Below are 13,957 nucleotides of genomic sequence, written 5' to 3' on the forward strand. Positions count from 1 at the left end.
TCTTATCCTTTCAGGCGTGACGTGGCGCAGCTTTGGCCGATTCGACGGCAGGCGCGGATTTGGGTTTGTTGCGGGCGGCAAACACGATGATGGCGGCGATGATCGAGGTCGCGGCCAGGCCGTACAGCCCGCCCTGAATGGAACCGGTGCGCTCTTCCAGCAGGCCGAAGGTGGTCGGCGCAACGAAGCCACCGAGGTTGCCCACCGAGTTGATCAACGCGATGACGCCAGCGGCAATGCGTGCATCCAGGTAGGCCTGGGGAATCGGCCAGAACAGTGACGAGGCCGATTTGAAGCCCAGCGCTGCGAAGCAGATCGCAACGAACGCGAACACCGGCCCGCCGGTGGTGGACATGAACATCCCGGCGGCCGCAATCAGCAGCGCAGCGGCGACCCAGGCCTGCTGGTGTTTCCACTTGGCCGACAGGGACGCGAAGGCGTACATGCCGACAATCGACAGCAACCACGGAATCGAGTTGAACAACCCGACCTGGACGTCGCTCAGGTCGCCCATCTTCTTGATGATGCTCGGCAGCCAGAAGGTCGCGGCGTAGATGGTCAGCTGGATAAAGAAGTAGATCAGGCAGAACAGGATGATCTGGCGGTCCTTGAGCAACTTGCCCAGTGACGGTTTGATCGGCGTCGCCGCTTCCCGGGCCAGTTGTTCGTCATCAATGGCCTTGACCAGCGCGTCCTGTTCCTCGCGGCTCAGCCATTTGGCGTCGTGGGGTTTGGAGTCCAGCCAGAACCAGACGAACACGCACAACCCCACCGAGAACATGCCTTCGATGAAGTACATCCACTGCCAGCCGTGCAGGCCCAGGCCGCTGATTTGCAGGAGCAGCCCGGACAGCGGGCCGGAGATCAGCGAGGCAATCGCCGAGCCACTGAGAAAGATGGCGATCGCCTTGCCGCGCTCGACACCGGGCAACCAGCGGGTGAAGTAGTAGATCACCCCGGGGAAGAACCCCGCTTCGGCCACACCCAACAGAAAACGCAGGATGTAGAAGTGGGTTTCGTTCTGGATGAATGCCATGCATGCGGCCACCAAGCCCCAGGTCAGCATGATCCGGGTCAGCCAGATGCGCGCGCCGACTTTTTGCAGAAGGATGTTGGAAGGCACTTCGAACAGCGCGTAACCGATGAAGAACAGTCCGGCACCCAGGCCATAGGCGGCAGCGCCAATGCCCAGGTCGTGTTCCATGTGGGCGCGGACGAAGCCGATGTTCACCCGATCGATGTAATTGACGATGAACATGATGACGAACAGCGGCAAGACGTGGCGTTTGACTTTGGCGATGGCGGACTTCAGCGCTGAATTGGCGTTGTCGTGCATCCCGGAGATGGATGTATTCACTGCGTTTTCTCCCACTCGTTATTTTTATGCGGGGTGAAGCTGAGTGCTGCGTTGTTGATAGACATCATACAACTACGTTTTTTCACTGCGCAACCACGCAGATTCAACAAAAATGAGCTTTTAAGGAGGATTTTTATACTTTTTTCAGTGCTGGTTGGAGTGTTTCTTGATTGGAAATGGGCTTTAAGTTGAGTGTTGTCATACAAGTTTGGCGAGATTTATCAGGATTCCCACCAGGCGCGGTGCTACGATTCGATAGCCCTGATTGGTGGACAGCCTCATGCAAGAAGACCTCGAAGTACCTGCTCGCAAGCGCAGCCATAACCTGGCCCATGACCTGGTGGAGAAATTGACCCAGCGCATCCTGCTCGGGCAGATGTTGCCCGGCGACAAGTTGCCCTCGGAAAACACCATCGTTCAGGAACACGGGGTCAGTCGCACGGTGGTGCGTGAGGCGATCTCGAAGTTGCAGGCCTCGGGGCTGGTGGAAACCCGCCATGGCATTGGCACGTTCGTGATCGAGCGCGCGCCGGAGCAGGGGCTGCGGCTGAATGTCGACACGGCGCTGGGGGTGCGCAGCATTCTGGAGTTGCGCATGGGCCTGGAAACCCAGGCGGCGGCGCTGGCGGCAAGCCGTCGCAGCGACCTGCACCTCTTGCAGATGCGTGAAGCGCTGGACGACTATCAAAGCCTGCTGGCCAACAACGACAGCTGCGTCGAAGCCGACCGGCGCTTTCATCTGTTGATCGCCGAAGCCACCGGCAACCTGTGCTTCACCGAGATCATGCAGCACCTGGGCAATGCGATGATTCCGCGCACCCGGGTCAATGCCGCCGAGCGCGGCGCGGTGGATTTGAGCAAGCTGGGTCAGTTGGCCAACCTTGAACACGAGGCGATCCTCAACGCCATCAAGCGCCAGGACCCGGATGCGGCGCGGGCGGCGATGTGGTTGCACCTGACTAACAGCCGTGACCGGTTTGCGCCCAGTTGAGGGTCAGTGATACCGCGTTATCGTTCATCGCGGGCAAGCCACGCTCCCACAGGTTCTGCGGTTGTACTCAAGAACTGCGGCACCCTAAAACCCTGTGGGAGCGGGCTTGCCCGCGATAGCGCCAGACCTGCCAGCGAAAAACCTGAATCAGGCCCTGACAGCCTGAGCAACCACAGCCCGCCGCTCCAGATTCAACGCCAACACACTCGCCAACACCACCAGCCCACCGATCACGATCATCAGCGTCGGTCGCTCGCCGAGCGCACTGGACGCAATGACCATCGCCGTTGGCGGTGTCAGATACAGGGTCATCGTCGCCCGGCTCAAGTCAACGTGCGCCAGCACATAGGCCCAGGCCAGATACGCCAGGGCACTGGGGAAAATCCCCAGGGTGAACACGGCGACCTGCACGCGCAGCGGCGCCTGGGCGAATTGGTCCGCCAGGCCGGGCAAGAAAACCAACAACAGCGCCGTCCCGGACCACACCGTGTAACACACCAGCGTCAACCCGTCGTAGCGCCCGGTGTGATGCTTTTGCAGGGCGAAGTAGAGGCTCCAGGACACCGCCGCCAACAGGATCAGCAAGCCATGGGCATCGATGCTGCCCAGGCCATGGTCACCCGCCACCACAATCACCACGCCGAGCAACCCGAGCAGCACGCAACCCCAACGCCACAGGCTGACGTGATCCTTGAGCACGAAGCGCGCAATCAGCGTGCTGAACAGTGGCGTGGTCTGCGCCAGAACGCTGGAGGCGCCGGCGCTGACACCCTGTTGCCCAAAGTTGATCGCCACGTGGTGCAGGCTCACGGCAAAGAAGCCCAGGCCGAACATCAGCGGCAGGTCGCGCAGGCTTGGCAGGCGAATGCCCTTGATCAGCGCGACCACCGCCATGAACACCGAGGCCAGCAAAAAGCGCAGGAGTGCCAGGTGCACCGGGTCGTAGGCCCGCAGGCCGATATGGATGCCGGTCGGGGAATAACCCCAGCACGCCACGACAAACGCCATGGCCAGGATGATTTTCCAGGGAGAAACGGGGGAGGGTGTGAGCGGCGTCATGGTCGTGCACCTGTGGTGGATGCTACGAGTATCAGAAAGCCCATCGTTCGCCACAACTGACTTATACTGCGCCAACCGTTCACTCTGGATGATGTATGGAGCTGGCACAGATTCGCATGTTCAAGACCGTGGCCGACGTCGGCAGCATCGCCCGTGCGGCCGAGCTGCTGCATTGCGTGCCGTCGAACATCACCGCCCGGATCAAGGCCCTCGAGGCCGAGTTGGGTGTCGCGTTGTTTCTGCGTGAAGGCCGAGGACTGCGCATCAGTCCGTCGGGGCAAACCTTCCTGGTCTACGCCTCGAAAATCCTCGCCCTGACCGCCGAGGCCAAGCGTGCGGTCGATCCGTGCGCCGAACCCTCCGGCCCGCTGCGTATCGGCGCCATCGAGTCGTCGGCCACCGGGCGCTTGCCACGATTGCTGGCGAAGTTCCACAAGCGTTTCCCGCAGGTGGCGCTGGAGCTGACCACCGGCACTTGGGCGCAGTTGCTCGACGACACGGCCAACCACAAGCTCGACGGTGCGATTGTCGCGGTGGACGTCGAACGTGCACATCTCAAGCGCACGCCGACCTACCGCGAGGAATTGCTGTTGATTGCCTCGACCTCCCTCGGGCCGCTGCACGACGTGGCCGACCTGCACGACAAGACCATGTTCCTCTGGCCTCAGGGCTGTCCGTACCGGGCGGCGATGGAACATTGGTTGTTGCGCAACGGGTTGGCGTTGCCGATTGTCAGCCTGGCCAGCTATGGCGCGATTGTCGGTTGCGTCAGCGCCGGGGCGGGCGTGGCGCTGGTGACAAAAGGGGTTTTCGAGCAGTACGCCAAGGGCGCCGGTTGTGTGGCGTTCGAGTTTCCTGGACTGACGGCCATTGAGAGCCTGTTCTACTGGCACGAAAACGCCGGCGTGCACCCGGCGCGCGAAGCGTTCGTAGCAATGCTCCACGAAGAATTCGCCTGACACAAAAACCAAAACAAGCCGTGCACAAACACCTCCAGCTCCATGGCCGGCACCTGCCCGCGGATCTCGGCTTTCCTCAAGCAACAACTCCCGCGAGAGGATAATCCGGCTCAAGCCTTGCTCCTGCCAGAACTCGACACTCGCCCAGTTCACCGTATTGGCCTGCACCGAAAGGGCAGTGGTTCATTGCCCTGGATCTATGCTTGATCAACAAACCGATGGCACTCGCGTGCGCCGCCGAGGACTAACCCTCAGGGCGTCACTTTTCGCTCCCACGGGCTGACCTGGAACGGATATGAACGAATCGACGCTTCACGATAGATCGCTGACGGTTGTGCTGGCGCTGGTGAGCGTGGCGTTCATCTGGATCTTGCTGCCGTTTTACGGCGCGGTGTTCTGGGCGGTGATCCTCGGCATCGTCTTCGCGCCAATGCAGCGCCGGCTGCAACTGAAGTTCGGCTGGGAACGCAACCTCACCTCGCTGTGCACGTTGAGCATCTGCCTGGTGATTGCAATCCTGCCGGTGATCATCCTCAGCGTCCTGCTGGTTCAGGAGGGCGCGGCGCTCTACAAAAGCGTCGAGAGTGGCGAGTTGGACATCGCCGGCTACGTGTCGCAGTTCAAGCACAGCCTGCCGCCGTATTTCCAGCATCTGCTGGATCGCTTCGGCATGGGCGAGCTGAACGGGCTGCGAGAAAAGATTGTTAAAAGCGCGATGACTGGCGGACAGGTGTTGGCGACCCAGGCGTTCAGTTTCGGCCAGGGCACGTTCGAGTTTGTCGTCAGTTTTTTCATCATGCTGTACCTGCTGTTCTTCTTTCTGCGCGACGGTGCCGAGTTGGCGCGCAAAATACGCACGGCGGTGCCGTTGCAGGAACAGCAGAAACGCCGATTGCAGCTCAAGTTCAATCGCGTCGTGCGGGCCACGGTGAAGGGCAACCTGCTGGTGGCGATCACGCAAGGCGCGTTGGGTGGCGGGATTTTCTGGTTTCTGGACATTCCCAGCGTATTGCTCTGGGCGGTATTGATGGCATTCCTGTCGCTGCTGCCAGCAGTAGGAGCGGGTATCGTCTGGGCGCCGGTGGCGGCATTTTTCCTGCTGACCGGAGCGATCTGGCAGGGCGTGGTGCTGGGGCTGTTCGGGGTTTTCGTGATCGGGCTGGTGGACAACCTGCTCCGGCCATTGCTGGTGGGCAAGGACACCAAGATGCCGGACTACATGATCCTGATCTCGACCCTCGGCGGCCTGGCGATTTTCGGCTTGAACGGCTTCGTCATCGGTCCGCTGATCGCGGCCCTGTTCATGTCGAGCTGGGCCATTTTCATCGAAACCAAACCACGGGTGCAGTTGCCTTAGGCGCTGAGCCTGCCAGACTGGCCGGTACGCAGGCGTTGCGACAGCGCCTGGGCCGCGGGCAGCGAAGTCAGCGGGCCGCTGATCTGCTCGCCGTCCTGGACCAGATACCAGCAAGCCAGCATGCCCAGCTGTCTGAGCTGTGCGGGAACGGCGCTACCTATAACGGACATGATTTGAACCTGGGACATGACAAGTACCTCCATCAATCTGTGGAGTTACTTTAAGGTCCCGGTGCTTTGGCGGGTAATCAACGTTTTCGATAGTAGTCATTGATGCCAACGGGGGCAAATGACCGTTGGTCGGTCAGTTGACCACCTGATCGAGCATGTTCACCACTTCCTGCTCATTGAGCAGCCCCTTGCGCACCAGGTTCTGCGTCAGCAGCGAAAGAAACTTGGCGCTGCGATGACCTTCCAGGTGCTTGAGTTCGGTCAGTGCGTTGTAGACCTTGCTGGAGGTACACAGACCGACGATGCGGTGCGGGTTTTGCGTGGGCATGTGGTCGTCCTTGTTGTTATCGACTGTTTTCGACGGACAGAACCGAGCTTGCAGATCGGTCATGACAAAAATATGACCATTTGATGCCGCACGGCAGAATCCGGTCGAGTCAATCTTGTTCCATTGAGCCGGGCTCATTGTTCCAAGAGCGACCTTGGCAAAATTTATCCAGACCCCAACCGACAAACAGGCAAAAAAAACCCCGCCATGACAGCGGGGCTTTTTGAATTCGTCAGTAGTGACCGTACCGTGGGCCGTAGTAGCCATGGGGAGGGCCGTAATACCCACGGGGCGGACCGTAGTAAACCGGCGCGGGGCGGTAGTAGATCGGTTGCTGCACGTAGACCGGGGCCGGTTGGTAGTAAACCGGTGGCGGTGGCGGCGCGTAGTAAACCGGGGCCGGTTGGGCGTAGACCGGTTGCGGCGCGACGTATACCGGCCGGTTGGCGTTGATCAGGGCCGAGCCGACGATGGCCGTACCGACGATCGCTCCAAATACCGCCGCGTCATTACCACCACCATGGGCTTGCGCCTGACCTGCGATAGCGATCGCGCCGATCAGCAAGGCTACTGTGGGGATTTTACGGATCATGATAATTCCTCGGTTCTTCAACCCGGCGCTTGCGTCTGCAATAGACCCAAGGATTGTCGCGGGGATACCTCTAAGACAGCGGTTTTTCGAAATTCAGCACGGTCGTTAGGTAAATTTTGTGTAAGGTCTGTACCGACTTCCTTACCAACCTGTCCAAAGCCCGTGCCATCAGGCTTATATGATCGAACAGAACCCGACGGGGGGCTAATCCCGTCTATCTGAAAAGTGCATTCGAAGGAGCTTTCCATGCAGATGAACCCCAACAAAGACACCCAGCTGTGCATGTCCCTTTCCGGGCGTCCTGGGAACTTTGGCCTGCGTTTTCACAATCATCTGTATGAACAACTGGGGCTGAATTTTTATTACAAGGCCTTTGCCAGCGAGGATTTGCCGGGCGCCGTGGCCGGCATTCGTGCGCTGCGGATTCGCGGGTGTGGCGTGTCGATGCCGTTCAAGGAAGCCTGCATTGCCCTGGTGGACGAACTCGACGCATCGGCCGCGGCGATTCAATCGATCAACACCATCGTCAATACCGACGGCCATCTCAAGGCCTACAACACCGACTACACTGCGGTTGCCCAGTTGCTGGAAAAACACCAGGTGCCGAAGGACTCGACCTTCGCCCTGCGCGGCAGCGGCGGCATGGCCAAGGCCGTGGCCAGCGCCTTGCGCGATGGCGGCTATGGCAATGGCTTGATTGTCGCCCGCAACGAGTCCGCCGGGCAGGCGCTGGCGCAGTCGCTGGGTTATGAATGGCAGGCCGAACTGGGGACACGTCGCCCGCAGATATTGATCAACGTCACCCCCGTCGGCATGACGGGCGGCGCGGAGGCCGATCAATTGGCTTTTGCGGCTGAAATGATTGAAAAAGCGGACACTGTCTTCGATGTGGTGGCGATTCCCTCGGAAACACCACTGATCGTGCGTGCGCGGCGCGAAGGCAAACGGGTCATCACCGGCCTGGAAGTGATCGCGATCCAGGCGCTGGAGCAGTTCGTGCTCTATACCGGCGTGCGGCCAACGGATGAGCAATTTCAAAAAGCCGTGGCGTTTGCCCGCCGCTAGCAGAATTTTTGTTGGCTGACAGATTGCCTTCGCTGGCAAGCCAGCTCCCAAAGCTTTTCTGTGTGTGGCACGGACCTTGTAGGCGCTGGCTTGCCAGCGAAGAGGCCGGCCCATTCAGCATCGATGTTGCCTGACAGACTGTTTTTGCTGGCAAGCCAGCTCCTACAAGGGTTTTTGCGGTTATTCGAGGCGGGCCAGGCGTTCTTCCAGGGTGGCGATGCGGGCTTCGAGTTCTTCTATACGCTCCACTGAAACCGCGCTGCCACCGCGCTCGGCCGGGTTTTGACGTGCCGCGAGAATCGCTTCGATGTCCGCCGGGTCGCCCAAGGCATGGGTATAGCGGTCTTCACGCTGGCCGGCCTGACGCGGGATCAGCACCGCCAGACCGCGAGCAATCAGGCGCTCTAACTGATGCACCACCTGTTCGGCATCCTCGAACTCATGCATGCGGCCGCTTCGGGTCAGCAGTTCGTTGACGGTCTGCGGGCCGCGCAGGAACATCAACCCGGTCAGGATGACCTGCGCCGGCACCAACTCCAGTGCCTTGTCGACCTTGTGTTCCCAGCGGTCGGCACGACTGCCCATCACCAGTTTGGCGAAGCCGCGCCCTTCGAGCGCGCGCAGGCTCTGGCCGACCTGGCCAGGGGTGAGGTTCATCACCGGCTCGCGGCTGGTCTTCTGGTTGCAGGCAGTTACCAGGGCATTGAGGGTCAGGGGGTAGGTTTCCGGGCTGGTGGCCTGTTTCTCGATCAACGACCCCAGGATGCGGATTTCCGTGGTGTTGAGGCGTGGCTCATCGACAGTCGTTTCTTGCTCAATGCTCATGGTTCTGCGTCCTTAGCCCGATTCATGTTTTTCATGCACGTGGGTGCACTTTAGATGGGCAGGCGTCAATCGCAACAGAATTCGCTGCACCGACCGGGAAGTGATGACAAAAAGTGCATGAATTATTAACGTCTTTTTTACAAATGGCCGGGCACCGTAGGCGGGGTCGCGCGCGAGTGTGACCGCCGGGGCGGGGCATTGTTGGCGGTATCGCCCTGAACAGCTGAACCCTGCATCGAGTCGGCCGGTGTACTACACCTTCATTCGCCTCTGATAAAAGCAATTCGATAAAGGCGAGAGAGACTCCATGAGCCAAGACATTTTTGTATCCGTACTGATTCCCGCCAAGAACGAAGCGAACAACCTCAAGCCGCTGCTTGAGGAAATTCGTGTGGCACTGGCCGATGAATCCTACGAAATCATCGTCGTCGACGACGGCAGCACCGACGCGACGTTGCAGGAACTGCGGCAGATCCGCCACAACGGCCTCGACACCCTGCGCATCCTTCATCACGAACGTTCGCTGGGGCAGAGCACTTCGCTGTACCACGCCGCCCGCGAAGCCCGCGGCCAATGGCTGGCGACCCTCGATGGCGACGGCCAGAACGACCCGGCGGACATCCCCGGCATGCTCGCGCTGGTGCGCGGTGAACCGAGCCAGGCCGATGTGCAACTGGTGGCCGGGCACCGGGTCAACCGCCGCGACACCGCGAGCAAGCGTTATGCCTCGCGGTTCGCCAACAACCTGCGTCGACGCCTGCTCAAGGACGCCACGCCGGACACCGGCTGCGGCCTGAAGCTGATCGAACGCGCAGCCTTCTTGCGCCTGCCGTACTTCGACCACATGCACCGTTTCATTCCGGCGCTGATCCAGCGTCACAACGGACGGATGATCGTGCACCCGGTCAACCACCGGCCACGCACCGCGGGGGTTTCCAAGTACGGCAATCTCGACCGTGCGCTGGTCGGCATTCTCGATTTGTTCGGCGTCTGGTGGCTGATCAAGCGCACGCGGCTGAACACCCTTGCCCAGGAGATCGAAGGATGAATCTGTCCCGCGAAGCCTTGTGGCTGATCGTCGGTTTTGTCGGGCAGATCGCCTTTACCGGGCGCTTTATCCTCCAGTGGCTGTACAGCGAGTACAAGAAACGCAGCGTGATCCCGGTGAGTTTCTGGTACCTGAGCATCGTCGGCAGCACCTTGTTGCTGGCGTATGCCATCTACCGCGAAGACCCGGTGTTCATTGCCGGCCAGGCCTTTGGTTCTCTCGTCTATTTTCGTAACTTGCAGTTGATCGCTAAGACCAAACACCTGAAGGAGTAGGGAATGCACGGAGCGTTGTCGAACCGAAACATTGCGCTACTCGCGGCCATCGCGATTGCGTTGCTGTTTTTCTGGGGGCTGGGCAGCGTACCTTTCCTCAGTGTCAACGAGGCCCGTCGGGCCGTTACCGTACGCGAAATGCGCGAAGCGGGGAGTTGGCTGCTGCCTTACATGAACGGCGACTTGTACCTGTCCAAGCCGCCGTTTTTTTATTGGGCGGGCCTGGTGTCCACGGCGGTGCTGGGCAGCCTGACCGAGTGGAGTGTGCGCCTGCCGTCGGCATTGGCCGCGGCTGTGTGCTGCATCCTCACCTACGCGTACGGCGTCCGGCAGGCGGGACGTCAGGTTGGCTTGTTTGCCGTGGTGTTCCTGGCTGCGAACGGTGCTTTCAGCCTGTTTGCCCGGCGCTCGGAAATCGAGATGCTGTTGACCTTGCTGTGCTTCGGCGCCTTGCTGGCGGCCTGGCAGTTCATCTTCCATCAGGGCCGCGTCCTGTGGAGTCGACTCAGTTATGTACTGCTGGGTTGCGCGCTGCTGACCAAGGGGCCGGTCTGCCTGTTGTGGGTGACCGCGCCGATCCTGGCCTATGCCCTGATCTACCGCGATGCGCGTGCCAAAGCGTACCTGTGTGACGGCTGGGGCTGGCTGATTGCCGTGGTGCTGGGCAGTTCCTGGTACGTGGCGGTATCGGTCAACCAGGGCTGGGGCATCTGGGCGTCGATCATCAGCGAAGACATCGTCAAGAAAATCGACGGGCAGGGCGCCGAGGCCTGGTACGCGTACCTGCTGTATTTGGCCGGGGATTTCTTCCCGTTCTGGTTGATTGCCTTTGTGCAGCCACGCCAGTTCTGGTCAATGATCCGCTCGCGCCGCGAGGCGGGCATGTTGCTGATTTGCAGCCTGCTGCCGCTGCTGGTTTTTTCCCTGTTCACGGAAAAACACGGCAAATACCTGTTGCCGGTCTATCCGTCGATGGCGTTGCTGCTGGCGATGCATTGGTCGGCGGTGCTCGATGACCTCAAGGGGCGCTGGCGCACGGTGCTGACGGTGGTGCCCTACGTGATGCTGGCCGGCTTCGTGGTGTTCTACATGTTCGTCGAGGCGCGGGTGCTGTCGCACCGGGTCGGTGGCCTTGAGCAGGTGGCCACGCTGGCGAAAGGGCAGCCGGGCCAGAAGGCGTACACCCTCGGCGAGCCGGATATTCGCCTGGTCTACTACATGGGCCGACCGGTGGCGCCACTGACCGTGGCCCAGTTGCAATCGGACGCTCGCCCGGCAGGGCTGCTGTTCCTGCAGGAGCCTGTCGCGCCGGATCTGCAGAACCTGGCGACGTGCCAGGTGGGCGAGGTCAAGCCGTACCTGAAACCAGGGCGGGGCGCATTGCTCGTGCGCATGGGGGGCGACTGCCGCTGAACGACTGAGCGCCGCTCACGCTCGCCACGACATCACCCGTTCGGACTAGGCAAGGCTAACGATTCTGCCGCGTCCGGCCGGCGCCAAACTTCATGCTCAAAGGGGTGTTGCGCCACGCACGCCCCACCAAACGAGCAGAAGGCGCCGCGATGGAGTTTGCATTCAGCGACGAACAGGAAATGATCCGCGCATCGGCCGAGGGCTTCCTCGCCGATGTCTCGGATTCTGCCGCCGTGCGCGCGGCAATGGTCAGCGAACGGGGTTTCGACGAAGCCCTCTGGCAGCGCCTGTGCCAGGAAATGTACTGGCCGGCGATTCATATCCCCGAAACCTATGGTGGCCTGGGCTTGGGCTTTGTCGAACTGGCGATTTTGCTGGAGCAGATGGGCCGGCGGTTGCTGTGCTCGCCGTTTTTCGCCACCGCCTGCATGGCCACGCCGGCACTGTTGCTGGCCGCCAACGATGAACAGAAACTGCGCTGGCTGCCGTCGATTGCCGACGGCAGTACGACCGCGACCCTGGCCTTCAGCAGCGCCAATGGTTGGTCAGCCGACGATGTCCACGCAACCGTGGTGGCCGAGGGCGATGGCTTTGTCCTCGACGGCACGCTCAAGCACGTACTTGACGGCCAGGGTGCCGACCTGTTGATCATCGCTGCCCGCCAACCCGGAACCACTGGCGAAACGGGCATCAGCCTGTTTGCCGTGAACGCAGTGCGGGCCGGTATCGAACGGCAGATGCTGCCGACCATGGACCAGACCCGGCGCCAGGCGCGGATCCAGCTCAAGGGCTTGTACCTCGAAGCTGACGCGCTGCTCGGCGAGTTCGGTCAAGGTTGGCCGCATCTGGAGCAAGTCCTGCAACTGGCCTGCATCGGCCTGGCTGCCGAGCAAACCGGCGGTGCGCAACAGGTGCTCGACCTCAGCGTGGCCTACATGCAGGAACGCCAGCAGTTCGGGCGCCCGATCGCCAGTTTCCAAGCCCTCAAGCACCGCGCCGCCGACATGATGTTGCAAGTCGAATGTGCGCGTTCGGCCAGTTACTACGCCGCGTGCGTCGCCCAGGAAGTGCTCGATCCGCAGGGTGATCCGCAGGTCGCCGCCGAACTGCCGTTGGCGGCGGCGCTGGCCAAGGCGCAGTGCTCGGAAAGCTATTTTCACTGCGCCTGCGAATCGATCCAGTTGCACGGTGGCGTCGGTTTTACCTGGGAATACGACCCGCACCTCTACTTCAAACGTGCCCGCGCCAGCGAGAGTTTCCTCGGGCTGCCGGCCTGGCATCGCGAGCGCATTGCTTCGGTGATCCTGGGAGAGCAGCCATGAAAATCAGTTTCAGCGAACAGGACGAACGCTTCCGCCAGGAAGTCGCCGAGTGGATGAGCGCCAACCTTTGCGGTGAGTTCGAAGCGCTGCGGTTTCGCGGCGGTCCGGGCGACGAGCACATGTTTCCCGAGGAACGCAAAGCCTGGGAACGCAAGCTCGCCGAAGGCGGCTGGACGTGCGTCGGCTGGGCGCCGGAGCACGGTGGGCGCGGACTGTCGATCACCGAGCAGGTGATCTTCAGCGAGGAATACGCCCGCGCCGGCGGCCCCGGTCGGATGGGGCATATTGGCGAAGGCCTGGCCGGGCCGACCATCGCGGCGTTCGGTACGGCCGAGCAACAACAGCGCTTTTTGCCAGGGATCGTCAGCGGTACGTCGTTCTGGTGCCAGGGCTATTCAGAGCCGGGCGCCGGTTCCGACCTGGCCAACGTCAAGACCCGCGCCACGCTGGATGAAGCCACCGGCCAATGGCTGATCAACGGGCAGAAAGTCTGGACCTCCCTGGCCCACGAGTCGGACTGGTGTTTCGTGATTGTCCGCACCGAACCGGGCAGCGTCGGCCATCGTGGCCTGTCGTTCCTGCTGGTGCCGATGGCCCAGGCGCACATCACCGTACGCCCGATCGAGCAACTGACCGGCACCTCGGAATTCAACGAAGTGTTCTTCGACGATGCCCGCACCGACGCCGCCAACATCATCGGCGCGCCGGGTGATGGCTGGAGGATTGCCATGGCGCTGCTCGGTTTCGAGCGCGGTGTGTCGACCCTCGGCCAGCAGATGCAGTTTCAGAACGAGCTCAACGAAATCATCGCCATTGCCAAATCGAACGGCGCCGACCGCGACCCGATCCTGCGCCAGCGCCTGGCCGAAGCCTGGAGCGGGCTGCGGATCATGCGCTACAACTCGCTGCGCATGCTCTCGGGCAGCCAGGACGGATCGCTGCGCAAAGAGGCGACCATCTACAAATTGTTCTGGTCGACCTGGCACGCCAGCCTCGGCAAGTTAGCCATGGACGTCCTCGGCGCCGAGGCGGAATTGCTCGAAGCCGCGCCTTACCAATTGACCCGCTTGCAGTCGCTGTACCTGTTCAGCCGCGCCGACACCCTCTACGGCGGCAGCAATGAAATCCAGCGCAACATCATCGCCGAGCGAGCCTTGGGCATGCCCAAAGAGCCGCGTCCGCGCGCCTGAAAGGAG

15 protein-coding genes and 1 pseudogene are annotated in these 13,957 nt (G+C 61.3%); 9 read left to right on the forward strand and 7 right to left on the reverse strand.

The window, feature by feature from the left end; genetic code table 11:
• Positions 1–10 precede the first annotated feature (10 nt).
• Entirely contained in the window at positions 11–1,357 is a 1,347-nt protein-coding gene (locus J1D76_RS13440) for an MFS transporter (protein ID WP_421138771.1), read from the reverse strand.
• 280 nt (positions 1,358–1,637) lie between these two features.
• On the opposite strand from J1D76_RS13440, the gene J1D76_RS13445 reads away from it, so the two are divergent.
• A complete protein-coding gene (locus J1D76_RS13445; RefSeq protein WP_150715864.1) occupies positions 1,638–2,348 on the forward strand; it encodes a FadR/GntR family transcriptional regulator in 711 nt (236 codons plus the stop codon).
• A gap of 147 nt (positions 2,349–2,495) precedes the next feature.
• Here J1D76_RS13445 and J1D76_RS13450 read toward each other — a convergent pair whose 3' ends face one another.
• Positions 2,496–3,407, reverse strand: a complete 912-nt coding sequence (locus tag J1D76_RS13450) for a DMT family transporter (protein WP_421138772.1) — start codon at positions 3,405–3,407, stop codon at positions 2,496–2,498.
• Between the two features lie 95 nt (positions 3,408–3,502).
• On the opposite strand from J1D76_RS13450, the gene J1D76_RS13455 reads away from it, so the two are divergent.
• On the forward strand, positions 3,503–4,366 hold the full coding sequence (locus J1D76_RS13455; protein WP_421138773.1) for a LysR family transcriptional regulator: 864 nt from the start codon (positions 3,503–3,505) through the stop codon (positions 4,364–4,366).
• Here J1D76_RS13455 and J1D76_RS13460 read toward each other — a convergent pair.
• Positions 4,354–4,540: pseudogene (locus J1D76_RS13460) on the reverse strand (U32 family peptidase); the annotation flags it as partial. The gene J1D76_RS13455 and the pseudogene J1D76_RS13460 overlap by 13 nt on opposite strands.
• A 121-nt stretch (positions 4,541–4,661) precedes the next feature.
• Between J1D76_RS13460 and J1D76_RS13465 the strand changes: the two are divergent.
• Complete coding sequence (locus J1D76_RS13465) at positions 4,662–5,723, forward strand: AI-2E family transporter (RefSeq protein WP_421138774.1); 1,062 nt, start codon at positions 4,662–4,664, stop codon at positions 5,721–5,723.
• On the opposite strand, the gene J1D76_RS13470 is transcribed toward J1D76_RS13465, so the two are convergent.
• The 3 genes from J1D76_RS13470 to J1D76_RS13480 all read right to left on the reverse strand — a co-directional run bounded on the left by J1D76_RS13470 (position 5,720) and on the right by J1D76_RS13480 (position 6,813).
• Entirely contained in the window at positions 5,720–5,911 is a 192-nt protein-coding gene (locus tag J1D76_RS13470; RefSeq protein WP_421138775.1) for a hypothetical protein, read from the reverse strand. The two genes, J1D76_RS13465 and J1D76_RS13470, sit on opposite strands and share 4 nt — an antisense overlap.
• Positions 5,912–6,026: 115 nt before the next feature.
• Entirely contained in the window at positions 6,027–6,221 is a 195-nt protein-coding gene (locus J1D76_RS13475; protein ID WP_007976845.1) for a hypothetical protein, read from the reverse strand.
• A gap of 232 nt (positions 6,222–6,453) precedes the next feature.
• Positions 6,454–6,813 carry a hypothetical protein gene (locus J1D76_RS13480; RefSeq protein ID WP_421138776.1) on the reverse strand — a complete coding sequence of 120 codons (360 nt, stop codon included), beginning with the start codon at positions 6,811–6,813 and terminating at the stop codon, positions 6,454–6,456.
• Between the two features lie 246 nt (positions 6,814–7,059).
• Here J1D76_RS13480 and J1D76_RS13485 point away from each other — a divergent pair, with 246 nt between their 5' ends.
• Positions 7,060–7,878, forward strand: coding sequence for a shikimate 5-dehydrogenase (locus J1D76_RS13485; RefSeq protein ID WP_421138777.1), 819 nt, complete (start codon positions 7,060–7,062; stop codon positions 7,876–7,878).
• 180 nt (positions 7,879–8,058) lie between these two features.
• Here J1D76_RS13485 and J1D76_RS13490 read toward each other — a convergent pair whose 3' ends face one another.
• Complete coding sequence (locus J1D76_RS13490; protein WP_421138778.1) at positions 8,059–8,703, reverse strand: YceH family protein; 645 nt, start codon at positions 8,701–8,703, stop codon at positions 8,059–8,061.
• Between the two features lie 307 nt (positions 8,704–9,010).
• On the opposite strand from J1D76_RS13490, the gene J1D76_RS13495 reads away from it, so the two are divergent.
• From J1D76_RS13495 to J1D76_RS13515, 5 genes are all read left to right on the forward strand, one after another.
• A complete protein-coding gene (locus J1D76_RS13495) occupies positions 9,011–9,751 on the forward strand; it encodes a glycosyltransferase family 2 protein (protein ID WP_421138779.1) in 741 nt (246 codons plus the stop codon).
• A complete protein-coding gene (locus tag J1D76_RS13500; protein WP_421138780.1) occupies positions 9,748–10,026 on the forward strand; it encodes a lipid-A-disaccharide synthase N-terminal domain-containing protein in 279 nt (92 codons plus the stop codon). The genes J1D76_RS13495 and J1D76_RS13500 overlap by 4 nt, the downstream gene beginning before the upstream one ends.
• Positions 10,027–10,029: 3 nt before the next feature.
• Complete coding sequence (locus J1D76_RS13505; protein ID WP_421138781.1) at positions 10,030–11,439, forward strand: ArnT family glycosyltransferase; 1,410 nt, start codon at positions 10,030–10,032, stop codon at positions 11,437–11,439.
• Positions 11,440–11,588: 149 nt separating this feature from the next.
• On the forward strand, positions 11,589–12,761 hold the full coding sequence (locus tag J1D76_RS13510) for an acyl-CoA dehydrogenase family protein (protein WP_421138782.1): 1,173 nt from the start codon (positions 11,589–11,591) through the stop codon (positions 12,759–12,761).
• On the forward strand, positions 12,758–13,951 hold the full coding sequence (locus J1D76_RS13515; RefSeq protein ID WP_421138783.1) for an acyl-CoA dehydrogenase family protein: 1,194 nt from the start codon (positions 12,758–12,760) through the stop codon (positions 13,949–13,951). Before J1D76_RS13510 ends, J1D76_RS13515 begins: the two co-directional genes overlap by 4 nt.
• Positions 13,952–13,957 lie beyond the last annotated feature (6 nt).

The sequence above is a fragment of the Pseudomonas sp. NFX15 genome, from assembly GCF_049132105.1.
In the GTDB taxonomy this organism is placed as follows: domain Bacteria; phylum Pseudomonadota; class Gammaproteobacteria; order Pseudomonadales; family Pseudomonadaceae; genus Aquipseudomonas.